Source organism: Bdellovibrio svalbardensis, from assembly GCF_029531655.1.
In the GTDB taxonomy this organism is placed as follows: domain Bacteria; phylum Bdellovibrionota; class Bdellovibrionia; order Bdellovibrionales; family Bdellovibrionaceae; genus Bdellovibrio; species Bdellovibrio svalbardensis.
This window is the reverse complement of the sequence record NZ_JANRMI010000001.1, coordinates 737,212-760,299: the sequence shown is the minus strand read 5'-3', so window position 1 is coordinate 760,299 and position 23,088 is coordinate 737,212. Positions and strand designations below refer to the sequence as shown.

Here is a 23,088-nt window from a genome sequence, read left to right as displayed (position 1 = left end):
CAACTAACGCACTGTAGACCCAAAAAGATGGCAGGCACCTTTTTAGTCTTTGCTGAGGGGGAAGAATTGCCATGGGCTTGCGGGGTGGCCGAGGAGGCGCTCGCAGACCATTTTAATTTGAGGATCTTCTTCGCCGGCCCAGAAGGTGCGACCGATGATGAAGCTCAAGGCGAATTCGCGCCAGTCTTTGAATTTTCCTTCGGCAAGAGGGGCAAGTTTAAGGATTTCTGCCCAAGCTTGGTTGTCGTCGATATAACCGACGATGAAGGACAGGCGCGCCAGATGAACTGCGCGTGCGATGTCCCAGGCTAAAATTCCGCATTCGCCGATGAAGCGATCTGTCTTCTTCATCCAATTCGCCAGCAGACGGTGATCATCATCAGTCATCTGCATTTGCTCTTCGCTGGCAAAATCAAAATTGAAAATCTGTTTGAATTTTTCCAAAGAGGCGGCCGACATTTTTTCATCTGCCACTGCAATATTCTTAAGAACATTGAACTTCGTACGATGCCCTTGAGTGCGGATATCCTCGAGAGTTTTCAAAGCGGCTTCTTTGCTTTTCACTCCCCAAAAGTCTTCGAGGATGACCAGACAGTCTTCTTTGATCTCTTCCCCCCAGTTTAGGTCCAGGCGGAAGAAGTACTCCCCGATTTCATCGAGAACTTGTTCTTTGACGTCAGGAGCCAGCTCTTTGCCCTCGACCAAATCAGAACCGATGATTTCATACAAATCATCCAGAACATGGTTTTCTTCAATAAAAACCGCGGCCATGCTCATCAATTTCTTTTCTAAGTCAGTTTCAGGAAGTACGCGCTGCACAGGTTCTCCTAACTACTTTATTCAATTACGTTTCCTACTCATTTTCAATGTGTTAAATTAGAAGTCTATGTTGAAGAAGCTTCTTCTAGGCTTTGCGGCCCTCTTTCTGGTTCTTGTTGGCTCTTTAATCTTGATGATGGGCTATGTGTTCAATCATCCAGAATCAATCTTTGATGCTTTTAATTCCGTAACATCAAAACTTACTCAAGGTGAGCCTTATGAGGAAAAAGCCGAATTCTTTCTTCAAGGAATTAAAAGTCTGCAGATCAATTCCGGTCGAACAAATATTCAAGTGCTTCCCTATGACGGGCCCAGCCTGAAAATTGAGATGACTGGGAAAATCCCCCGCTTCGAGCGAGGTCCTTTCATCGCACAAGGTGGAGATCCTTCAAACTTAGTCCTGGAAATTCACGAACCTTTGGCTAGCAACTGGGTTCATATCAATATCAATGGTCATGAAAGCAGTTCTGTTTCTGACTCTTCTTTGGTTGCCAAAATTTATCTGCCAAAAAATTACGTGGCACCGATCACGATAGAAAACATCGAAGGATCGGTCGAGGTGACAGTTCCTAAAAATAAACTCTATGAATTTGATTTGCAGTCCGGTACGGGCAAGATTGAAAACGAACTACTCCGACGAAGTCGGAGTGAGGACAGCAAGGTAGTCGAAGGAATTAATCCCGCAGAGGTGGGCAAGATTCGTATCGTGACCACCTCTGGGAATATTTCAATTAAGAATTCTTTTTAGAATCTTCCAAAGCTTTTTCAGCCAGAGGACTCAAGCGCACACCCACTTCAGCCAGTTGTTCGCGATTCACTTCGCTTGGGCAATCTGACATCAAGTCAGAAGCTTTCGCCGTCTTAGGGAAGGCGATCACTTCACGAATGGCTTCTGTTTCACATAATAGCATCACAAGGCGATCTAGACCCCAAGCAATACCACCATGAGGAGGAGTACCATACTTCAAAGCCTCCAAGAAGAAACCAAATTTATGTTTCGTTTCTTCCTCGCTCATACCCAACAAACGGAACATCGCCTGCTGAATCTCATTGCGATAGATACGGATACTTCCGCCACCCATTTCGTAACCGTTACATACAAGGTCATAAGCTTTCGCCAGGATCTTGCCATAAGCAGCTTCGTTGTTCCCTAAGAGATCGCCGAAGAATTCATCTTTCGGAGATGTAAACGGATGATGGCGAGCCACCCAACGTTTTTCATCCGAAGAGTACTCAAGCAATGGGAAGTCCACGACCCACAGGAATTTATATTTACTGGTGTCGATCAAGTTCAATTCTCTGCCCACGTGCATACGCAAAGTCGATAGAGACGCACAAGCTATGTCGTAGTCATCTGCAACGATCAACGCGCAGTCGCCAGTTCCAGCCCCTACAGTCTTAAAGATCTCTGCCAATTTTTCCTGGCTGAAGAACTTAGATACCGGAGAAGCAAATGTGCCATCCGCTTCCGCCTTAATCCAAACCAAGCCCTTCGCTCCACCGCGCTTAGCGACTTCAGTCAATTTATCAAACTGACCACGAGAATAAGCGCCGCCCTTAGGCACAGCAATACCGCGCACGATACCACCGCGAGCGATAACATCGTCGAAAACTTTAAAGCCCGACCCTGTTACGACCGATTTCAAGTCTTTGATTTCCAAACCAAAACGCGTATCAGGTTTATCGTTGCCGTAACGATCCATTGCTTCTTGGAAAGTCATGCGTGGAATTTCACCCACGTCGATGCCTTTGATTTCTTTCCAAATAGTGCGCAAAAGTTTTTCATTCATCGCCATGATGTCCTCTTGATCGATGAAAGACATTTCCATATCGATTTGCGAGAACTCTGGCTGACGATCTGCACGCAAGTCTTCATCACGGAAGCAACGAGCAATTTGGAAATAACGGTCATAACCGCCAATCATCAAAAGCTGTTTCAACGTTTGCGGAGACTGAGGCAACGCATAGAAAGTTCCTGGATTCACGCGTGAAGGAACCAAATAGTCGCGGGCGCCTTCCGGTGTTGATTTATAAAGAATCGGAGTTTCCACTTCCAGGAAGCCATTGTCAGACAGGAAACGACGAACGACCTGCGCCACTTTATGGCGGGTCATCAAATGATTTTGCAAACGCGGTGTGCGCAAATCCAAATAGCGATACTTCAAACGCAACATCTCGTTAACGTTCTCGTCCCCACCTTGGAATGGCGGCACTGCGGATTCATTCAAGATTTCGCAACGAGTTGCTTCGATCTCGATTTCACCCGTTTTAATTTTAGTATTTTTCATACCGTCTGGGCGTGCACGCACGATACCTTCCACGGCCAAAACGAATTCACCGCGAAGATTTTTAGAGGCAGCCGTTTCGGGTTTATTCGGGTCCAAAACTACTTGCACAATCCCTTCACGATCGCGCAAATCGATAAACACTAGACTTCCGTGGTCACGGCGAACATCCACCCAACCCATTAAAACTACTTTTTGACCAACATGAGAACTGCCTAATTTGCCACAGTACTCTGACCTTTTTAACTGGCTTACGAACTTCATTGGAAAACCTTTTGTGTGAAGGGACAACTACCAGGCACATATACTGTCATTTCACCTGCATGCAGTCAAAAAGCATCTCCTTATGTGTCTGAAAATTAAGCCTTATACCTTCCGCCCCCTGATGCGCGTGGCCTACCTTCCCGAAAATATTCGACTGCACCCACATTGACAGGTTGTTTTTCCGACTCAATATTTCAGGACAGCCATATTTCCTAGGCCTAAGACCAAAATCAGCATCTCCTTGGCCATGCTATGGTTAAAAAGATATAATTTTGGTTGCTCGACTTGGTTGCTCAGCCCGAAAGGACCTTCATGCCTAAATTTACTATTGATCATAAAAGCTCTCAGCCCATTCAAGAGGCCTATGCGAAAATCAAAGAGTTCCTGTCAAATGATCAAGACATTCGCAAATTTGATCCAAAGCTCCAATGCGACTTCAATGATAGTGCAATGAGTTGCAGAATGAATGGCTCTCAATTTAAAGCTGATGTGCTTGTTGCCGCTGCGGGCAATGGCAGCACAGTTAGCGTCACGGTGGACCTCCCCTTCATGCTGGCACCTTTCAAAGGCAAAGTTACCGAGACTTTGCAAAAGAAGCTTGCTAAATACTTAGCTTAATTTTTATGGCAAAAACAAAGGCGAAGACCCCCTCTTCAACTGATTCTGGGAAGAAAAAAACAGTGACTGCAAAAGCCACTGGTGTTCGCCCTTTGTCCAAAAGCGCCAAAGATAAAGTGGAAGTAAAGCCGGTAGTTGCCGAAGTTGTGGACGAGACCGCCACTCACGACGTCCATGATGAGCTGAGCCCTGTCGAAGCCGATAAAGCTTATGCCGTACCGAGTGTGGAAGAAGATATCCCCGAAGAGATCGTCATTCCAAAGAATGTCGTTGTCAGTGATTCTTCGAAAGCTCTGACATCTGCCGATCCACTGGTAATGTATTTAAATGAAATCCGCCGCTACAAGGTTTTAACTAAAGAAGAAGAAACCGCATTGGCGAAAAAATATTTTGAAACCAAGGATCCTGAAGCCGCCCAAGCGATGGTGAAGGCCAACCTGCGCTTCGTCGTAAAAATTGCAGCGGAGTATTCTAAATTCGGCGCCAAGATGATTGACCTGATTCAAGAAGGAAATGTCGGTTTGATGCATGCCGTTCGTGAATTCAACCCCTATAAAGGGGCACGTTTGATCACCTATGCCGTCTGGTGGATTCGCGGTTATATTCAAGAGTACCTCATGCGTCAGTACTCCATGGTTCGCATCGGGACAACCCAGAACCAAAGAAAACTTTTCTATCAGTTGCAAAAAGAAAAAGAAGCTCTTGATGCCATGGGCATCGAGCCCAGCTTGGCTCTGATCAGTGATCGATTGGGAATTCCTGAAGATGAAGTTCGCGATATGGCAATGCGTATGTCAGGCCGTGACGTCAGCTTGGATCGTCCCGTTGACGATGAATCCGGCACCAGCCTTGGCGAAATGCAAAAAGACTTCTCTGACCAACCCTTGGATGAACAACTGGCAAGACAAGAGCAACTGGCGATCCTCAAAGAGAAACTCGAAGAAATCCGCCCGGAACTTTCTGAGCGAGAGAAAATCATTCTGGATGAAAGAATTCTGAATGATGAGCCTTTGACCCTGCAGGAAATTGGCGAAAAACACGGCATCACCCGCGAAGCAGTTCGTCAGATGGAAGCCCGTGTTCTTAAAAAAATTAAAACTAAAATGGAAAGCTAGAACTAATTTCGTTTTGGCACATCAAATGGCTCTCCGACTCTGTACACATCGGATTCGGGACGATCGGGCAATTTGATATCTCGAGATTGATTCTCTTCGCAAGACAGACGTCGCATTTGCAGACGTGTGATATCTGTGACTCTCGAACCTTCAGCATAATAGGAGCAGGCTTTCAAATTGGGGCTGCGGGTGCTCGATGCTGGCGCTCTTCGCAGTTCCACCGCCGGATCATAAGTTGACATATTTTGGACATCGCTAGCGGCAGAAAAACCTAATTGAGGAGCAAAACAGAGAAGCATCAATAATGCAAATCTCATAACTGCCTCCGTTCTGTTCCTCATTCTAGCATGAGTCGCCTAGGACAAGCAGAAAGCGCCAGAAGTCCTAGACTCTCAAATTTGAATTACACAATTCTTTAGAAGGACCATCTTTAGAATGACCAAAGTAGATTTGCTTGAGCTTGCATATCTTTTTGAATTTGTCCTGTGACATCATCCATGGCGAGAAGACCCGAGACCTTACAGTGTGATTTGACAATCTTGAGGTCCTCAGTCCAACCGACTTTCACTTCTTTGGATTCCGGTTCGCCATCGCGATCATGAATAATCAGGTCTGTAGAAAGCTGCTCCAGCCCGACTTCTTTAAACCGCATGCTGTACGTTCCGTCAGCTGCATATGCGCCTTTTAAAATCATAAATACACCCATCGCCACCGTGATCAATTGAATTAGCTTTTTCATGTATCTGATCATAGAGCTGTGGCCTGAAACTTCTCCACTCGCGTTTTACCGCTGTCACGACCAACTTCAAGAAGCTTACAGAATAAAAATCTAAAGGTGAAAATGATCCGGCCAAAGATACCGAGTAAGATTACGCTGGATAAATTATTTCGACTTTCAAAGGGCTGTCGAATGCCAACTTCTAGTCTGACGCTTTTCGCTTGGAGGCATTACTTAGTTTCCACTGCCCCTCTTCATTGCGCCAAAGAATTTGCACATCCCCCAATTTTTTTAAAGTCACCGAAAAGCAGATTTCGTTGGCTGTCATTCGGCGTGGCTTCTCTTTCGCTTCACAAGCTTTGGAAACTTTTGCGGGACCGTTATCCTTGATGAAGATATAAATTTCTTCGCGCGAATTCTTCGAAAGATCTTTGGCAAAGAAGTCATACACACAGCGAAGCCCCTGGCATTGCTCCAACTGTTCCAGGGATTTTTGCGCTTGTTGAATAGACCATGGATCCATCACTTCACCCCCGAAGTGTTTTTCCGACCGGTGCCCGTTCCTGTTTTAGAAACTGGAGTCGTTGTCGCCGCAGCTTTGCGACACTCTGGTGAAACCACATAGCGATCGACACTCATGTAGCGAGCTTGAATCTCGACACAGGCTTGAGGATCGGCAGGGCATTTATAACGCTCGCCTTTGCCTGCTCTTTGCGCCTCGACTTCAAGCTTTTGAATATTTTTATCAAACTGCGCGCGTCCCTCTTTAGAAGGAATGCCGCTACAGTTAATGCCTTCATCCCATCCCGCATCGACGTATTCTGAAAATGAAAAAGCCCGCACTTGTTTCCACTTGCCTTGGGAACAACGGAAATAAGGACTCTGCCCTTCAGTTAAATTATGATAGAAGCGAATACCATGATAGTTGGCGGTCGCATCGGCATAGGAAACAGCCCCCGTAGAGCCGCCGCCCGAATAACCTTTTTCCGATCCCAGACTGCCATCCAAAGCCACCGACATACGGTATCCACTTTGGCGATAGGGAGTATAGAATTCAAATCCTTGATCAATAAAATGGCCCAGCTTGTCTGTTCCAATTAACTGACCATTGACCTTGATTGTTGATGCCAGTTTCAGGCGATTGAAGATCCAGCCATTTTCAAGCACACCTTCATAGACAGAGTCATGAGCAGGCATACTTCTTTTGGCGATCTTCTCATTGTCCTCAGCCCAGCTTTCCATAGAACCGATAAAAAATCTTGATCCATTCAAATCGTGAAACAGCACACGCATGTCCCGAGGTTTGTCGCAAGGAATGCCGTCAGAATTCGCTTCTTCCTCGAGCTCTTTCAAACGACGATTCATCTCTTGATCTAAAATCTCCGTGCTATCTTCAATGCGCTTGTAGCGACCCGTGATATTGTCTGTTTCCTTGGCTTCAAGAACGCAGCAAAGAAACAAAGTTGGAATAATGAGCATGAGCAACAAGTACGATCTGAGCATGCAAGACTCATCGGCCAAGCTTCTGTTAAAACTGAGATATTTCGACTCAGTTCTCAACTTGAGATGATTTTATGAGCTGGGCTTGAGTCATCCCGAAATCCGGTCGTTGCCATCTTCAAAGTTGTCCTCAGAGGAGTCCATTTCATTCATTAATACAGCGTAAAATGTTTACTTACAGATTTGTCTCAGTAAGAATTTTAATATGAGCAAACGTTCTTCCTTCGTCTTAGCAGCCATCCTGATTTTTTCCGCACTGGCCTACAGCATCTGGGACCGTCGTTCCACTGCCAATGCAACCGCCGAAGCTTCCCCGATGCCGGCTCAGGAACCACTATCAACGTCCACTTCTGAGTTGGCCGAACCCTTAGCGGCCTCAACTCCTGCCACCGAGGTTCTCGAACAACCAAAACCGCAAATCGCCGCCCCAGTTTCCATTAAAAGAAAAGCTTCTTCGCAAGCGCCGGCAGAACAACTTCCCAACTCACCTTTCCTCACGGGCGAGCCTGTGCAGACTGTGGCCACCAATACGCCACCCCCTCCCCCATCAATGACGGCCCCCATAGAGCAGGCCGAGCAAAATAGGTCCGACATCAGCAATGAATTGGACTGGGTCGAATTTGAAGCTGCCACTCGCTATGCCTCGCAAACTCATTCGCAAAACTTTGAAACTTCGAAGACTCATCTGAATCCACTTTCGATCCTGCTTGCATTTAGTTGGGCCGTCAGCAGATCCTGCGCAGTTGAAGCATCCTGGCGCCAAGGCCTGCAAGAGACGACCAATTCCACAGACCGTTTTCCAATGAACCGCCTTACCGCAGGTCTTTCATATATACCTCAGAAAACTTTCTTCACCGCCAGCCGAGTTAAATTTCAAGGCGGACTTGAAAGATCTTTAGAGGCCAGCCTGAACGACAGCGATTCACCACCTGCATACCGAGAATATACAACCCTGAACCTTTACGGAGGGGCAACCTGGATTCAGCCGCTGAATTCATTATGGGCTTTGGATATCCAATTGCTATTTCGACAGCCTCTCTTAAAGCCCGATGGATTTTCCTCTTATACTGAAAATGGCTGGAGCGTTCTTTTGCAGCCCGGCTACCAACTTGATCAGAGCACCAAAGTGGGTTTTAAATTAGGATATGAATCCAAAGCAAAAACCTTTGAATGGTCGGCAGGTTCCGGGAACACTCGCGGGCGTTCCACCGAAAACGATACGCAAGTAGGACTTTTTATCCGCTTTTCTTTCTAATAAAAAACAAAAAACCAGAAGGAATTACCCTCTGGTTTTTTGTTGTTTCATCTAATTTTTTAATACTTGTAAAGAACCCGGAACTCTAAATTAGAAAACAGAATATCAGATGTACCGGAAACATTTTTATCCGAGTACGCGTCTTTTTCACTGAAGCTGAACTTCATCCAGTTCCCGTACCAATACAACCCGTAACCCCAGGCACTTTTCTTTTTAAAGTACATTCCACCGATAGAACCATCAATGGACATCAGGTCTTTGGCGTCAATGGAGGACATCAACAAACCTGGCAGTGCCGCTCGCATAAACACCTCGTAGCTAAAGCCGTCATCCGTCATGATATCAGCTTGAGCACCCACCGAGAGGTAATTCATCGAAACATTTTGCACGGACTGAGTGTTATCGTCTTTAGTCGTAGAAGCTAAGAATGGAATGCTGTTCAACTGCAAGCCAGTCCGAACACCATAGCGCACACGATACCTTCCATAAGTTTTCTTCCAGGTTTCTTTGGAGTAAATACCGTCGGCATTTAAGTTGGTCCAAATATAAGATCCCCCTTTAACGGGCACTCGGGAGCCATTTTGAGTTTCTCCAGGAGCAAATAACAACGAGGCATTAAATCGCCACTTTGGATCCAATGTTTTTGCATAGCCAAAACGCAACGATGGAATCTTGAAGGAACTGAACCTGACTTCTGCAGGAACTTCGGGTGACGATTTGTTATAAACTGCATAGTTCAAACCACCACCGAAGGCATAATAGTCGGACTCTGGTGTGAAAGGATCACGTCCATCCATCTCGCGGAAGCCAAAGACAACTTCTTTATAACTCACATTCAAAAGAAGAATGAAAGACTTCGCGGCGTTGATAGATTGCGCGGCAGGATCGACAAATGAAACTGGAATCTCATAGTTCCCCGGAGGCAAGGTCATCTCAAATAGAAAAACTCCCCGTGGATCTGCAAGTCCCGGAAGATACTTGAGCTCCGTGGGTTTCAAAACCATCTTCTCTTTTTTATCACCCTTCACTGTTTCAATTTCATTTGAAAGCAAATAAACACGCGTGCCTGGCTTTGTAGTTCCTGCGAAACTAATACGCACGGTCCCGGCTTTTTCATCGGCCACTGATTCCGGCTTAAACCAAACCACTTCGATGGCGTCGCGGATACTGCGCACTTTATCACTGAGTTTTTCACTTTTATTGACGATCAAAATATTGCTGTCTTTATCCGTTCCCTCCGTAGAGGTCGGAGTCGTCGCATCTGTCGTAGATGCTGTCGGCGGTTCTGCTTTCGAAGCCACCTCGACCTTTTCAGGAGTCGCCGGAGAACTCTCTTCGGCGTTGGCAGTCTGACCAAACATCAAACAGGACAAAGAAATTGAAATTATAAAGAGATGAATATTTGTCATAAAAATAGGTTAACATTGTGGAAAGACACTCACAAATAGTAAAGCAAAGGTCGGGACTACAGAGTTGAAAACAAGACTATGAGCGAACATTTTCAGATCCAAACTAAAAAAAATGAAGGAATGTGCATGATTCAATTGAATGGTCATCTCTGCGAGATCGTCCAATTCCCCGACCTTGCTCATGCCAAAAATATTATTATCGATTGCCTTTCCCTTCAGTCGATCAACTCCATTGGTATCAAAGTATGGGTCCACTGGGTTTCATCCCTGCGCCAATCGAAAATCTTTCTGGAAAACTGCCCCCCTTGCCTCATGATTCAACTGAATCAGGTTGCTGGTTTTTTCACCTCCAACATGAGCGTAGGGTCTTTCTGGGTTCCATATATTTCTGAAAGAACTGATGAAACGAAAAGTGTTCTTTTCAGAAAAGGAACAGAGTACTCCGAGGATGGCAAAATAATCTGGCCGCCGGTGAAAGACTCCCTGGGAAACGATATGGAAGTCGATGTCGTTGAAAGCCAATATTTTTCATTCCTGGGCAAAAACCGATGAAACTCAAAGACAAGTATGCCGACCTCATTCCTGCTGATGAATTTCCGCGCCTGTTCGAACTATTTGGTGACCTTTCCGTCCTAGAGCACCCCATCGAGACTGATAAAAAAGATGACCTCGGGAAAGACATTCTGATTGTCGAATCTGCTCCTATTAAGAATGTGATCGGAGCTTTGACCACCAAACAGGCACGACAAATCATTCAGACGTCAGCATCACTCTTTAGACTTGAAATAATCTTATCCGGCCTTATGAACTTAGAGCATGAAGTGTTCTGCAATAACCCTGCGGCATTTATGATGAGGTTTTTCCGACTGCAATTTTCCGGTGAAGTCACAGAACACGAGTTCACTCTTACAGAAACCACGGAAAAATGGGCAGTTTTGGAAGCTTTAAAGGGCTTACTGCCTTCCACAACCAGCGAATCTCAGGTCACAGAGATAAGGTCTGTTATTGATGAATTGGTCACCAACGCCTTTTTCAATGCTCCTGTCGATCGGAATAAGAAGCCGCTGTTCAAGGTTCGTAATCGCAGTGATGACTTCACGCTGCCCGAAGGACAGAAGATTAAGATCAAAATCGGCGTGGCAAAAAGCCACATGCTGGTGTTAGTGCAGGATCCTTACGGGTCGGTCGTTGTTCGAGACATACTCAAACGTCTTCATGATATCTACTCCCATGATGAGCCCCCCACTCCCCGAATTGGAACCGGCGGTGCTGGACTGGGTCTGAAGATGGTCTTAGACCGCATCGAAAGCTTTTATATGGTTGTTAAACCCGATGCCTATTCTTTGTTTGGAACCCTGATCCCAACCGATAAAGGCATGAAGAAAATGTTCTCTACATCAAAGAATATTCATCTCAATTATTAAAGCGCTTCAATAGAGTCAACTTAAGCGCTTTAGGCAGAAAAAGGTAACATCATCCTCGAAAGGATGACCCTTACGGTAGTCATCCATAATGTTGGATACCGCTGCACAGAATCCTGCAGAGCTTTTGTCCTTACTCCAAACCTTGGCCAGGCTGCGCACCAAGCGACTTTCCCCTAAGAGCTCTTTGGCTGGATTCACACACTCGGTCAAACCATCAGTATAGAAGAAAATCAGACTTCCTGGATCCATTTGAAAAGTGGCTTCTTCATACTCCGATTGTTCTTGGCGTCCCAGTGAAGGTCCACGCGATTCCATCAAAGTCATAATGTCGGACTTGGAGACTGTCTCTTGATTGGGGAAGAAAAAGGGTGGGTTCTGACTGGCTGAAGCATAGGTCAGGCATCCCGATTCTTTATCGTAGACCCCGACAAAGAAGGTCATCCACATTTCACCCTTGGACGTTTCATGAATACAATGGTTCAGCAACTTGAGAATTTCCGCGGGCCGTTCTTCCCCCTGAAGCTTCACAATGGCCGTCACCGATCTGGCGGCGGTGGTCATCAATGCCGAGGGCACTCCATGACCTACTACGTCCCCGATAAAAAGAAACAGCTTTTTACCGTTGTCAAAGTGATGCCACAAATCCCCACCACATTCGGAGGCCGTTCGGTATTCACCGTGAATCTGATAGAGTTCCGCCTCAGTGACCTTCGCCGGAAACAAAGTCCTTTGCACCGTGGTCGCAGTCTCAAGTTCTGCTTCCATGCGCGCTGATTGTTTGGTTTTCTCCAGCAACTCAAGAATGCGGCCCTTCATCCAATTGAAGGAATTTGCCAACGTCAAAAGCTCGTCCTTGGAGCTCACTTTGACTTCAGAGGTGAAATCCCCCGCCGCAATCTTTTGCGTCGCCACCGTCAGTTGTTCAAGTGCCATCGTTAAGTGATTTGCAGAGAAAAGAGCAATGATACAGATCACCCCAAGCAAGCTGATAAAAAATAAAACAGCCTGCTTTTGCAAATCCCGGATCACGCCCATGACTTTTCCGGTATCAACAGAGCCGATAAGAAATATCCCCGAGGTCGCCAGCGGAGACACTCCCAAAAGATATTCTTTATTGTCCGCATTTATCTTTCTGGTGAAAATTCGACTTTGTTCAAATTCCTTCTTTAGCGACTGCACATCCAAGTCAGGCACTTTGGGACTTATGTTAATGATAGCTTTCGCGGCGTCAGCACAGTACAGAGCAAATTCATAGGAAGGGTTGTCCGCCAAATTCTTAATATGGGGAACAAGAATCTCACCCACCATATAAGTATAGTCATTTGACCTTAGACGATACACCGCCACAAACTTCGCGGGATCATTCGGATTGCACAACAGATAGAGATGTTTCTCCTTTAAAAGACGATAGAACGGAATTTCATTGAAGGGCAAAGGCTCTGAACTTTTATTCAGGGCAATCCCAAATTCCATTTTCGGCCCCACGATGCGAACAAGCTGCAACTTGCTAACAGTCCGTTGTGTTTGAAAGAGGTCTGTACCAAATGTACTGAACCGCAACTCCTCGGCATTGTAGTGATCGGCCAGCATTCTTAGAAAGTCCAAGGACTTTTCGATCTCTTGATTGATAATTTCAGTCTGAGAAAGTGTGAACTGTGTGGTGCTTTCAAGAACATAGTTGCTCTTGTCGTTGGTAAAGTTACGAACACTGAGCCATAAAAAGGAGCCCAGTCCCACACTTGAAATTCCGATTAGCAGAAGTAGAATTTTATATTTAAGCGAAAGACCATTTTTTTCCAAAACTTGCTGCCCATTCATAAACTAAGATTATATAGTTATCGAATGAAGTTAAAGAGGTTTGATCTTTTTCTACTCGTGCTTTTCCTTTTAACCAGTCTTGTGGCTGGTTATTTCTCTGCGCGACAACTCAGCCCCTCCATCAAGGGCACCAGAAAAAAAATCGGCACGACTTTATCGACCCAAGAAAAGGTTTACCGAAAAACAGCAGACGACTTTTTCTATTTTCCGCTCGAGCAAGGAAGCGGCCTTTATCTAAATGACCAAGTCACGACCGGCCTGAATTCCGGGGCTCTTCTGGGATTGGGTGAAAAAACCCAAGTGCAGTTAGATCCACTCAGTCACATCGTTCTTCACCTTCAAGAAGATGGCTACGGTATCCAAATCCGTGAGGGCATTTTAAGTGCTTCAATTGCCCGCGGGGAAAGCGTTATTATCGATGGGAACCGCAGCACAACAAGCCTTTCGCCCACCTCTAAAATCCGCTATTCCAAATCTTCAAAAGGAACTGAGATTGAACTTCTTGAGGGAGAGGCTCAAGTTCAAGGCCCCGGCGAAAACACCCCTCTCAAAAAAGGAGAAAGCACCCGTTTTTCTGTAAAAGGTGCGCCCACTCCCAAACTCACACTGATTCAACCACTCCCTGAGGCGACACAACCGCAAACGACCCCCCTTGTGGAAGTATCTTGGGAGCCCATTCCAGAGACAGAAAAATATGAAATCCAGATTTTCCAGGATTCTTCATTAATCTACTCTGATTTTGCGACACAGGAAAAATCCGCTGTAAAGCTCACCGACTTTGGAAAATATAAAGTTCAGGTTTCAGCCTGGAAGAATCTGCAGATGACAGCTGTTTCAGAAAAGCGCAGCTTCAAAATTCAAAGACTTCCGCAATTTAAGATGCTCACGCCAACTGAAGGCAAATTGACTCTTGAAAGTACTCAGGAAAAGCTCCCCGTGAATTTCTCATGGGAGGGGGCAGATCCCACACATCTTGAAATTGTCATCGAAGCAATGACACCGGGACCGACGGACAATCCGCCTCAGACAGTCTCTCAAGTCTTAGCCCAAAACATACAATCCATAACCTTCGATTTACCTTCTGGACATTTTCGCTGGCATCTTCTTCACTCTGTCGGCGAAACACCTTGGATTGAATTCGAAATTGCGAAACAACTGAGCCCTCTGCTTCCTCCACCGAAAATATCCCGCGTGTCCAAAGAACTATCACCTCAGGAAAAGAAAGAGGGTCTAAAAGTGGGGTGGCCTCAAGTGCCAGAGGCTTCTTCCTATGAAGTCGAATGGCAGGGAACAACTTTGAAAACGAACACCGCACTGTGGCCGAGCGCCATCAAAAGCACAGTCAATTCGACGTATCGGGTTCGTACGATCAACAAAGACAATCTTCCTGGCGAATGGAGTCCCCCTGCTCTTCTGAAAATCACAGAGAAGGCGCCACCCGCTATTGTGAAGATTCCAGCCAGCAAACCGGTCGAGCCCATTGCTGCGAAAGAAATTCCGCAGCCTTCACCTCTGGCGATGAAGATCGAACCTTCGCCAACGCCAGCGGCTCCTGAGTCTGAAGAGACGGAAGACGGTTTTAACAAAAACATTCCGAAGCCCAAGGTATTGTCGCCGTTGCCCGCAAGCAACTTTATCGCTCAACGTGGTGCGATCATTCTTGATATTAGACTGAGCAATGAGCACTGTGAAAACTATGAGGTTGAGATTGATAGCTCAAATAAATTTTCAAATCCTATTGTCCTCACCAGTCCCGCTCCCAATTTACAAAAACAAATTAAAAGAGGACGCTTTTACTTAAGAGCCCGCTGCTGGAAAGAGGGCGACATGGGAGCATGGAGCAGGCCCACACAGGTCAGTGTTCAGTAGCTGAGCTATTGACAGCAATAATAATTCTGCGATCCTAGTTCTGATGAACATATTTCGTATCAAACCAAATCTTTCTATTTGCTTCATTTTATCAATCGGCTTGACCGGCTGTTTTTCAAAAAAAAATGATCTTGAAGAATACAGTTACAATCTTGGTCTGCAAATGGGTTACGGCATTCGGGAGCAAAAAATTTCCTTGAATGAAAAAGCCTTTTTTAAAGGACTCAAGGAAGGACTCAATCCCAACTCTGACTCGCCCTCAATAAAAGAAGTTCATCAGACCTTGATGAACTATCAGCAAAATCAGAATTCTAAAAACAACGCAGAACTTGTGAAACGTGGACTTGAAGCGGAAGATTATTTGCGCAAGAACCAGTCCGCACCGGATATTAAGCTTTTGGACGATGGCTTACAGTACAAGATAGTTTCCAAAGGGCACGGACGTCAGCCGAAGCTTTCAGATACTGTCGTTCTGAAATACCAAGGTCGCCTGCTTGATGAAAGTGTGTTTGTTGATAGCTCAGACAAAGAGAGCCCCAAAGAATTTAAAGTCGTAGACATGATCAGTGCCTGGAGAAAAGTTTTGCCCCTCATGAATGAAGGACAAAAAGTGATTATCTTCTCGGGTCCCCAGCATGCCTTCGGAATTCGCGGCACGACTGGCGTGCCGCCACAATCTTTGGTGATTTACGATTTAGAACTTGTAAAAGTTAAACCATAGAACTGAGCTTCAATTCAGCTCTGGATTCAGCTCTATGGAATCACTTGTTTGACAGTTCCGTTAGAACCAAGCTTACCTGCATAAGCAGTTCCACCACTCGCCATCACTACCGGTGGAACAACTCCGCCTGCAGTTGTTACTGTAATAGCGATACGACCGCCGCCTCCGCCGCCACCGTGATTGCTGGTGCCAGCCGGTGCACCACCACCATCGCTATGCACCTGTCCCGTGGTTCCATTGCCTGCAAGGACATTGGTTTCAATAAAGACACTGCCGCCAGATCCTCCGCCGCCACTGTCACATCCTGATGAGGATGCACTCTGCCCGTTCGCCAAAATTTGCCCATTCAAAGACAACTGTCCGTTGACCTTCAAGCGCACAGCACCGCCACCTATTCCACCGACACAACCAGGTTTTCCATCTGCGCCACCACTTCCGATAGAAGTCGGGAAGTCATAGGATCCATAAGTCAGACCTGGTGTGGAAGTTGAACCGTCGCCGCCGCCGACACCACCGTGACCAGCTCCACCGCCGGCTTTAGCTCCTCCAGAAGATTGCGCACGACCAGATCCCAACCCTGCACTATATCCTTTCGCTGACACATCAATTAATGAGCCGGATTGTAAATCAAGATCCCCGACCGTCTCGATATAGACGGCACTTCGTTGGACCGCTCCATTCGCGGAATGACTGATTTTACCACCGCTCTCAACAGTCAATGAATTCAGACTGTATTTGGTACTACGATCGATGTTCAACAAACCCGTTGGCTTCACATTCAAAATGCCGCCATTGAAATTCGCCGTTCCCGCCATGCGCAGAGGGAAATCCAAATTTGAAGTCAACATATCGAAACTCACTCCGGAACGAATCGCCAACCCCGTTGTGGAGTCCGCAACTGTCAGAGCCTGAAGGAAGTCATTTTGAATAATTTCTGTCTCTGAGCCTTCGAAGTATGGATTGCCTTTATTATCAATACGAAGACGACCGTATGTTTCAGCGCTGTCTTTGTAGTGATAGTAAACGGTTCCAGCTCCCGCCATTTTCAGGCCGATAGTTGGAATGTTACCACCCATGCTTGAAATTGAATTGCTACTGAGCAGTGTCGCTTCGTTAGGCCCCGTCTGATAAACCAAAGAAATTCGACCGCCACCGCCATTTCCACCGACGTTACCCGCACCATTACCGCCATTGGCCGATAAAGTGGAGCCATTCGCCGTCAAAGTTGCAGTTGCAGAAATATTAATTGAGCCCCCGGCACCACCACCTGGATAAAATCCTCCAGTGGAAGCAGCACTTTGCCCATCAGCTCGAACTTCAGAACCCGCTTGTAAAGTTGCCGACGTTGTCTCCAGTGTAAACATTCCTCCACCGGATCCACCGGCATAAGCTCCGGAGTAACCTCCAGCACTTCCTAAATCTGCTGGTGACTTTAAAGAGTCATAAGCTGAATAGCAGCTGCCCGTTGCTGGATGGCACAAACCTGCATGAGAACCGCCCGGAGCGCCCCCTGATGCCACAGAATTACCACGTCCTGATCCATAGCCACTGACGTAACCTCTTGCCGAAACATCCACTTTCCCGCTGAGATTAAAATCCACGGTTTTCAAATAGACGGAATATCTTTTTACATCCAGATTTTTTGTATGAGTGATCAAGCCACCTGCATCGACCGTCAAATAATCAATACTGGTCACTGGGGCACCACGTCTGATTTCTAAAACACCACCGGATTTAACATTCAAAGTTCTTGTCGGAACCGTGACGTCTCCAGCTAAAATCAACCGATAGGTCAGATCAGAGGTGGGCAAGTTTGCACTCGACCCCATCGGAATCTCCACGGCTCCCGCAGTATCCACCACGATAGTCCCCATATTTGGCTGCTCTGGAAGAGGCGTTGTCACCGCTTCATTGTATGTTCTGCCTGTGTTGCGAATGACCAAATGCCCTTGCCCCGCAGCTTCGAGCGTCTTATTTCTATAATAAATTGTACCAGCACCACCATCGAGGCTGCCTGCACCAGTTCCACCTATGGCAGTTGCCGTATTAATCAATCCATCGACATTTGGTGTGTAACTGCTTGAGCTGTAAAGAACTGCAATGCGACCGCCAGCACCGCCTTCACCACCAGCACCATTGCCACCATTCACATTCAACACTCCCGCAGATCCCGCAAGAACATTCGTATCAAATGCGATACTTCCACCCGCACCACCATGGGTCCCGTTCGTACCGCGAGCTCTGATATTTCCATTTAATGTCAAAGTCCCCGAGATTGTGCCAATCAAGGCTCCGCCGCCGTTGGCACCCGCGCCACCACTACCAAGATCTTCAGGCCAAATCACAGAATCATAGGCCTTGCCGGAATTAGAATTGCCACCATGAGCACCCGCCCCTGAACTTGCACCAGGCCCGTTACCTGCAGAATAGCCAGCTCCATCCAAGTCAATAAGACCGCCATTTTGCAAATCAAAATTGGCAGCATTGATATTCAGAGCATAACTTTTCTGTGTGCCATTAGCTGTGTGTCTTAAAGTGGCACCTGTTTTTATTGTGATATCCCCGAAACTCATTGGTGTGATTTTTCGCCACTCTAACAAGGAGTTGGTATCAAGAATCAAATTATTTCCAGGTGTCGACAACATACCTTCGATCGCAAGTCGGAAAGGCAAAGTGTCCGACTGCAAAGTCACTGTTTGTCCACTTGTCACAATCAGGGTCGCATTGCGAGTCGTTGATATTGAGTCGAATAGCACACCCTCGGAATAAGGAGTTTCGACATAAGAAGCATAGGCAAAGTTGTTATTGTCATAGTAAACACGGCCTTGAGTGTCGGTGCTTTCCTTCAGATAAATGGAACCAGCGGCTCCACCACGATTGTCGCCATAATTAACTGTGCCACCGTAGGCACGAAGATTTCCTGCAGGAATTTGACTGGCTAATTTTCCCGGGAATGAATCTGTCCCGACAACAACCGCAATTCTTCCTCCAGAACCACTGTTACCGCTGGATCCGCCATTCGCAGAGATCTGCCCCGCGACAGTTCCCGTAATACTATCCGCTTGAATATAAACGCTTCCACCCGAGCCTCCGGTAGAACCACTGCCTTGACCATCTGCTAAAATTCGCCCTTGCAAATTCACGCTTCCAGTTCCGCCCAGTGCCTTGATCAAAACCAATCCACCACCAGCAGAGCCGTTTCCTCCACTGCCCATCTCGGTCGGATTCTTTACATCAGCCAGACCATAAGGAGTGCTGTCTAAAACAGTCAGAGCATTATTACTTCCACCATAGCCAGCGTACGCGGCACCTAAGCCCCCATTCCGAGGAGCCCCCGGGCCTCTCATCGAAGCATAGCCTCGTCTGCTGACATCAATATCTCCTTGAATCAGCAAAGTGTTGGAAATATCCAAATTGACGAAGTACTGTTTTGCAGAACTGTTTGTTGAGGACGTCAACAGTCCCGCAGACTCAATCGTGAGATTGCTCAACTGAAGTGGCAATGTCTGACGCCATTCAAGATAGCCACCCGATTTGATAGTCATATTCGAAGCGCCACCTGGAAGTGTAAATCCACCTTCCATCACCAAACGATAGTTAATATTTGTAGAAGGCAATTGCACCGTTAGACCCGCCGGGACGATAACTGTTCCGTTCGTATCCGTTGTGATCGAATCAAAAGTCCCAGCATCTCGTAAAGGTGTGAGCACGGCCTCGTTATAAGTGTTCGTCTCGTTGCGCACGATCAGATTGCCGTACGTTTCTAAATTTTGTTTGTGGAAAACTGTCCCCGAAGCTCCGGTGTTCCCAGCTGACCCACCTTTAGTTTTGAAAGTCAGAGAAGTCACGGATGCAGCAGGAAGCAAGCTCGCATCATTGTAGTACACAGCAATTCGACCACCGCCACCGCTAAGATTGCTGGGGCCGTTCGCACCGCCTTCGACATCCAGCGTGCCGCCGGTTCCTTTTAGAATATTGCCATTAACAAAAATAGTTCCACCAGAACCACCCGACACTCCTTTGGCAGACAAGGTCCCGCCAGAAATATCCAATGAGTCGGCTGCAATTTTAATCCAGCCTCCACCCGAAGATCCCGCTCCCGCAGCAGCACTTCCCAATCCTTGAGGATTTCTGATATCACCATAAACCAAAGAGTTGCTACCGCTACTACCCATGCCTCCATAGGCCGCTCCGCCAATGGTCGCGCCACCGGGCCCACTGCGATCCGTATACCCGCGTCCATCAGTATCAATTTTACCCAACACGGTCAGATTGACGGTACTGATATCCAGCTTATAGGTCTCGGTGTTGGAATTACTGGTGTGAGTTAAGACTCCACCAGACTCTACAATAATATTATCCCAATCTCTGACTTGCCCCAGACGGCGCCATTCAAAATATCCATTCGGTCCAATATCCAAAGTTTTTGGATCCAATGGTGCTGGCATTGATATCAAGCCTGCGATAACAATTCTAAAATCAACCTTTGGAAAACGATGCAAGTACTCATCTGCTGGAAGTACAATAAAGGTTCCATCATTGCGTGTGCTGATACCGTCAAACACATCTATTGGAATAGGTGTCTCCACGCCCTGATAATGTGGAACAGCCCCTTCATTATCGGCGATCAAATATCCATTCTTCGGGGACACACTGCAATTTAAAGGATCCTTACAATTAAGATAGTAGATCGTTCCTGAAGCGCCCTTTGCGGCCCCTGCTCCTCCACCTCTGACGTGGGTGTTCGCAGTCAAGGTCGTCACGCCTCCGGTATAAGTGATGGTGTCGTAGTTCAAAGAAACCCGTCCACCACTACCACCTGAGTTTGCACAGCCGACAGTTGGAATCCCGGCACCAATAGAAGAAATGTTCGCACCAGATCCACCGATGTTCGCCGCTTTGATGTAAATAGAACCGCCGGAACCACCACCGCCTGAAGTCCAACAACTTGGTCCCGTCTGATATCCACCTACACCACCGTTGGAAACAATACTGCCCGTTGCAAAATCCAAGCTGGTATTGACCGTGAGATCAATGATCCCTCCGCCAGCGCCGCCTGCAACTCCACTGCCGGCACCGCCACCGCTACCCATAACACCGGGAATTTTTGCATTACCGTATGCCGGTGACTGTACTTTCCCAACCAAAAGACCACTGAGCCCACCGTAAGAAGCCCCCATCGCCCAGGTTCCCGACTGACCAGCTCCAGGTCCTAATGTCGATTTATATCCCGCACCTGAAGCCACCAAACTTCCATTGGTATCCAAGCGAAGATAGTCCGCTGTAATTTTTAAAATTCCATTGCCAACCGTTGCCGCATCACCGGCCCAGGCCTTCGCAGAAATCACACCATTATTAGAAACTCGTATTTGTGACTCAACGATTTCAGCGGTCGCTTCATATGGAGTCGCAGCATTACAAGCATCACGATTTCCCACGGTCCCACAAGAAGTCACAGTCTGCCCATGGAAGTAAGATCCGCCGCCGCCGTTAATGTACAATCCTACACGATGTCGGAACACGTAAGGACCATTCGCAGCAGGATAACTGTTATTAAGCGCATCTTTTGCGACCACAACAACTTTGTACTGATCATGCAGACGTAACTGACATCCCGCCAGCATATAAGACTTCGTTGCAGCCGAGACATTCACGGGACCACAATTCACTGAATTATCTAAATTCAAAATCGACACATCATAATTCGATGCATTCAGTGCGGTCTGCCAATTGATGATAGGATTAAGTCCATCATCCATATTGTCATCCGCCGTCGTATCACCCAAACCACCGGTGACTCCCAAGATCAAATATCCCGAAGTTGAATTGGTCACCGTAAAATTGAAATCATTGTTGGTTGCAGCAACGCTGAAGCCCGCAGCATCCAGAGCTATGACTGAAGCTTTATAAGAAGTGCCAGCAGTGAGTGTGCATCCTTCCATTGAAACTGAAGTGACATTGGCAAAGACCGTTATCGGTCCACAGATTGTCGTGCCACCTGTATTCTTAACTCTGATTTCATAGGAGTTTTCCCCTGTAGAATCTCCCCACACAATGGTCGGCACCAATGAACCTGCCAAAAATCCATCGGGTGAAATATCCGTACCACCCATAAGACCAATGATTCCAAAATTTGTCGGCGGCACTGTGTGAACTTGAAATGGAAAAAGGTCATTGCTTGCAGGTGAAGGTCCGGAAGCAAACAATGCGACGACGGAAGCTTTATAGGTTTTTCCCTCTGTAAGATTACAACCCGTCATCGTTTTAAAAATAACATCAGGCAATGTTGTGACCGGGGCACATTTGATCGTGGTTCCGTCATTTTCAAATATAGTAACTTGGTATCCGTTCTGATTCGCGGCATTTGTCCAACGAACTGTAGGAACCGCCCCGTTGGTCAAATAGCCATCGGCTGTGCCATCCGTACCACCAGTGATCCCAGTGATAGGAAAAAGCCCCGTGCCCGCCGGGTCTGAAAGCAAAATAGTATGAGCGTTGTTGGCAGAGTCCACCGCCGCCGCCCCATATTCAATGCGATCTAAACTAATAACAATATCCTGAAGAGGTTTGGGCCCACCGCCGGATTTAATTAAAACCGTCAGAATTTTTTCCGTCTCTCCAGGCCCAAAAATTACGGCATCACTTGGCAAAAGATCATAATCGACACCGCCACCTGTTGCCGAACCTGAAGTTTTCAAAAGTACTTTCGTGACAAAGGCAGAGGCTTGCGACAAACGAACCTTTGCGGTCGCCATAACATCAGATCTGGTTTTTGACTGACCAGCGTTTTCAAAACTGACACTGGGACGAGCTTGAGTTTCCTGAATCTTCAATGGAACAACAAGTACTGTCGAAAAAACACTGCTGTCACCTTCGATACGCAAGTTGAAGGTTTCATCCCCTTCATAAAGTCCATCCGCAACCGCCGCCAAAGGAATTCGGAAACTGGTGTCATTGGCACTTAGATTGACAGTTCCAGATGAGGTTACAAAGTCTGCGGTTCCATTTTCAACTGTCCAATTTAAAGTTGCCGCAGACTGAAGAGGTCGATTCAATTGAATGATCGCGTCGGTTGTTCCGCCCTCCGTGAATACCACTACAGAAGCTGTCGCGGCCATACCCACCTTAGAACTACTAGGACTGCCAGGGACGCTGGCTCCTCCGGTCTCGGTGCCAACATAACCTTCAACCTTTTTATCAAAGAGGTTGCAGGCCGACAAAGTCAGACTCAGCAGCAACAGCAGTGATATAAAAATCGTTCTATTCATAATCC

General features: G+C 46.8%; 17 protein-coding genes. 8 read left to right on the top strand and 9 right to left on the bottom strand.

Annotated elements, in window-relative coordinates; all coding sequences use genetic code 11:
• Positions 1 to 42 precede the first annotated feature (42 nt).
• Positions 43 to 819 carry a DUF1266 domain-containing protein gene (locus tag NWE73_RS03665; protein ID WP_277576922.1) on the bottom strand — a complete coding sequence of 259 codons (777 nt, stop codon included), beginning with the start codon at positions 817 to 819 and terminating at the stop codon, positions 43 to 45.
• A gap of 67 nt (positions 820 to 886) precedes the next feature.
• On the opposite strand from NWE73_RS03665, the gene NWE73_RS03660 reads away from it, so the two are divergent.
• Positions 887 to 1,567 carry a DUF4097 family beta strand repeat-containing protein gene (locus NWE73_RS03660; protein WP_277576921.1) on the top strand — a complete coding sequence of 227 codons (681 nt, stop codon included), beginning with the start codon at positions 887 to 889 and terminating at the stop codon, positions 1,565 to 1,567.
• On the opposite strand, the gene aspS is transcribed toward NWE73_RS03660, so the two are convergent.
• Positions 1,551 to 3,368 carry an aspartate--tRNA ligase gene (gene aspS, locus NWE73_RS03655; RefSeq protein WP_277576920.1) on the bottom strand — a complete coding sequence of 606 codons (1,818 nt, stop codon included), beginning with the start codon at positions 3,366 to 3,368 and terminating at the stop codon, positions 1,551 to 1,553. The two genes, NWE73_RS03660 and aspS, sit on opposite strands and share 17 nt — an antisense overlap.
• Before the next feature lie 312 nt (positions 3,369 to 3,680).
• Between aspS and NWE73_RS03650 the strand changes: the two genes are divergently transcribed.
• A complete protein-coding gene (locus tag NWE73_RS03650; RefSeq protein WP_277576919.1) occupies positions 3,681 to 3,986 on the top strand; it encodes a polyhydroxyalkanoic acid system family protein in 306 nt (101 codons plus the stop codon).
• 5 nt (positions 3,987 to 3,991) lie between these two features.
• Positions 3,992 to 5,101: a sigma-70 family RNA polymerase sigma factor gene (locus tag NWE73_RS03645; protein ID WP_277576918.1), complete on the top strand. Its 1,110-nt coding sequence runs from the start codon at positions 3,992 to 3,994 to the stop codon at positions 5,099 to 5,101.
• A gap of 2 nt (positions 5,102 to 5,103) precedes the next feature.
• Here NWE73_RS03645 and NWE73_RS03640 read toward each other — a convergent pair whose 3' ends face one another.
• From NWE73_RS03640 to NWE73_RS03625, 4 genes are all read right to left on the bottom strand, one after another.
• The gene (locus NWE73_RS03640) at positions 5,104 to 5,418 is read right to left on the bottom strand and encodes a hypothetical protein (RefSeq protein ID WP_277576917.1); all 315 of its coding nucleotides are present in this window, start codon (positions 5,416 to 5,418) and stop codon (positions 5,104 to 5,106) included.
• Between the two features lie 113 nt (positions 5,419 to 5,531).
• Positions 5,532 to 5,840, bottom strand: coding sequence for a hypothetical protein (locus NWE73_RS03635; protein ID WP_277576916.1), 309 nt, complete (start codon positions 5,838 to 5,840; stop codon positions 5,532 to 5,534).
• A gap of 181 nt (positions 5,841 to 6,021) precedes the next feature.
• Positions 6,022 to 6,342, bottom strand: coding sequence for a hypothetical protein (locus NWE73_RS03630; protein WP_277576915.1), 321 nt, complete (start codon positions 6,340 to 6,342; stop codon positions 6,022 to 6,024).
• Positions 6,342 to 7,322 (bottom strand): TonB-dependent receptor, encoded by a 981-nt coding sequence (locus NWE73_RS03625; protein WP_277576914.1) that lies wholly within the window; start codon positions 7,320 to 7,322, stop codon positions 6,342 to 6,344. Before NWE73_RS03625 ends, NWE73_RS03630 begins: the two co-directional genes overlap by 1 nt.
• A gap of 202 nt (positions 7,323 to 7,524) precedes the next feature.
• On the opposite strand from NWE73_RS03625, the gene NWE73_RS03620 reads away from it, so the two are divergent.
• Positions 7,525 to 8,574, top strand: a complete 1,050-nt coding sequence (locus NWE73_RS03620) for a hypothetical protein (protein WP_277576913.1) — start codon at positions 7,525 to 7,527, stop codon at positions 8,572 to 8,574.
• Positions 8,575 to 8,633: 59 nt separating this feature from the next.
• On the opposite strand, the gene NWE73_RS03615 is transcribed toward NWE73_RS03620, so the two are convergent.
• Complete coding sequence (locus NWE73_RS03615) at positions 8,634 to 9,983, bottom strand: hypothetical protein (RefSeq protein WP_277576912.1); 1,350 nt, start codon at positions 9,981 to 9,983, stop codon at positions 8,634 to 8,636.
• Between the two features lie 78 nt (positions 9,984 to 10,061).
• On the opposite strand from NWE73_RS03615, the gene NWE73_RS03610 reads away from it, so the two are divergent.
• Together NWE73_RS03610 and NWE73_RS03605 are read left to right on the top strand one after the other, a co-directional pair.
• Positions 10,062 to 10,535 carry a hypothetical protein gene (locus tag NWE73_RS03610; RefSeq protein WP_277576911.1) on the top strand — a complete coding sequence of 158 codons (474 nt, stop codon included), beginning with the start codon at positions 10,062 to 10,064 and terminating at the stop codon, positions 10,533 to 10,535.
• Positions 10,532 to 11,407 (top strand): ATP-binding protein, encoded by an 876-nt coding sequence (locus tag NWE73_RS03605; RefSeq protein ID WP_277576910.1) that lies wholly within the window; start codon positions 10,532 to 10,534, stop codon positions 11,405 to 11,407. Before NWE73_RS03610 ends, NWE73_RS03605 begins: the two co-directional genes overlap by 4 nt.
• A gap of 15 nt (positions 11,408 to 11,422) precedes the next feature.
• On the opposite strand, the gene NWE73_RS03600 is transcribed toward NWE73_RS03605, so the two are convergent.
• Entirely contained in the window at positions 11,423 to 13,225 is a 1,803-nt protein-coding gene (locus NWE73_RS03600; RefSeq protein ID WP_277576909.1) for a SpoIIE family protein phosphatase, read from the bottom strand.
• Positions 13,226 to 13,249: 24 nt separating this feature from the next.
• On the opposite strand from NWE73_RS03600, the gene NWE73_RS03595 reads away from it, so the two are divergent.
• Positions 13,250 to 15,094: a hypothetical protein gene (locus NWE73_RS03595; RefSeq protein WP_277576908.1), complete on the top strand. Its 1,845-nt coding sequence runs from the start codon at positions 13,250 to 13,252 to the stop codon at positions 15,092 to 15,094.
• Between the two features lie 43 nt (positions 15,095 to 15,137).
• The gene (locus NWE73_RS03590) at positions 15,138 to 15,815 is read left to right on the top strand and encodes an FKBP-type peptidyl-prolyl cis-trans isomerase N-terminal domain-containing protein (protein ID WP_277576907.1); all 678 of its coding nucleotides are present in this window, start codon (positions 15,138 to 15,140) and stop codon (positions 15,813 to 15,815) included.
• Positions 15,816 to 15,847: 32 nt separating this feature from the next.
• Here the strand turns inward: NWE73_RS03590 and NWE73_RS03585 are convergent, their stop codons facing one another.
• Positions 15,848 to 23,083 (bottom strand): Calx-beta domain-containing protein, encoded by a 7,236-nt coding sequence (locus tag NWE73_RS03585; protein WP_277576906.1) that lies wholly within the window; start codon positions 23,081 to 23,083, stop codon positions 15,848 to 15,850.
• Between the last annotated feature and the right edge of the window lie 5 nt (positions 23,084 to 23,088).

What these genes read in the sequence shown, in the direction of transcription:
- NWE73_RS03660 (WP_277576921.1), top strand. Translation starts at nt 887, where the DNA reads ATGTTGAAGAAGCTTCTTCTAGGCTTTGCGGCCCTCTTTCTGGTTCTT.
- NWE73_RS03625 (WP_277576914.1), bottom strand. Translation starts at nt 7,322, where the DNA reads ATGCTCAGATCGTACTTGTTGCTCATGCTCATTATTCCAACTTTGTTT.
- aspS (WP_277576920.1), bottom strand. Translation starts at nt 3,368, where the DNA reads ATGAAGTTCGTAAGCCAGTTAAAAAGGTCAGAGTACTGTGGCAAATTA.
- NWE73_RS03595 (WP_277576908.1), top strand. Translation starts at nt 13,250, where the DNA reads ATGAAGTTAAAGAGGTTTGATCTTTTTCTACTCGTGCTTTTCCTTTTA.
- NWE73_RS03600 (WP_277576909.1), bottom strand. Translation starts at nt 13,225, where the DNA reads ATGAATGGGCAGCAAGTTTTGGAAAAAAATGGTCTTTCGCTTAAATAT.
- NWE73_RS03585 (WP_277576906.1), bottom strand. Translation starts at nt 23,083, where the DNA reads ATGAATAGAACGATTTTTATATCACTGCTGTTGCTGCTGAGTCTGACT.
- NWE73_RS03635 (WP_277576916.1), bottom strand. Translation starts at nt 5,840, where the DNA reads ATGAAAAAGCTAATTCAATTGATCACGGTGGCGATGGGTGTATTTATG.
- NWE73_RS03650 (WP_277576919.1), top strand. Translation starts at nt 3,681, where the DNA reads ATGCCTAAATTTACTATTGATCATAAAAGCTCTCAGCCCATTCAAGAG.
- NWE73_RS03610 (WP_277576911.1), top strand. Translation starts at nt 10,062, where the DNA reads ATGAGCGAACATTTTCAGATCCAAACTAAAAAAAATGAAGGAATGTGC.
- NWE73_RS03645 (WP_277576918.1), top strand. Translation starts at nt 3,992, where the DNA reads ATGGCAAAAACAAAGGCGAAGACCCCCTCTTCAACTGATTCTGGGAAG.
- NWE73_RS03615 (WP_277576912.1), bottom strand. Translation starts at nt 9,983, where the DNA reads ATGACAAATATTCATCTCTTTATAATTTCAATTTCTTTGTCCTGTTTG.
- NWE73_RS03590 (WP_277576907.1), top strand. Translation starts at nt 15,138, where the DNA reads ATGAACATATTTCGTATCAAACCAAATCTTTCTATTTGCTTCATTTTA.
- NWE73_RS03605 (WP_277576910.1), top strand. Translation starts at nt 10,532, where the DNA reads ATGAAACTCAAAGACAAGTATGCCGACCTCATTCCTGCTGATGAATTT.
- NWE73_RS03630 (WP_277576915.1), bottom strand. Translation starts at nt 6,342, where the DNA reads ATGGATCCATGGTCTATTCAACAAGCGCAAAAATCCCTGGAACAGTTG.
- NWE73_RS03640 (WP_277576917.1), bottom strand. Translation starts at nt 5,418, where the DNA reads ATGAGATTTGCATTATTGATGCTTCTCTGTTTTGCTCCTCAATTAGGT.
- NWE73_RS03620 (WP_277576913.1), top strand. Translation starts at nt 7,525, where the DNA reads ATGAGCAAACGTTCTTCCTTCGTCTTAGCAGCCATCCTGATTTTTTCC.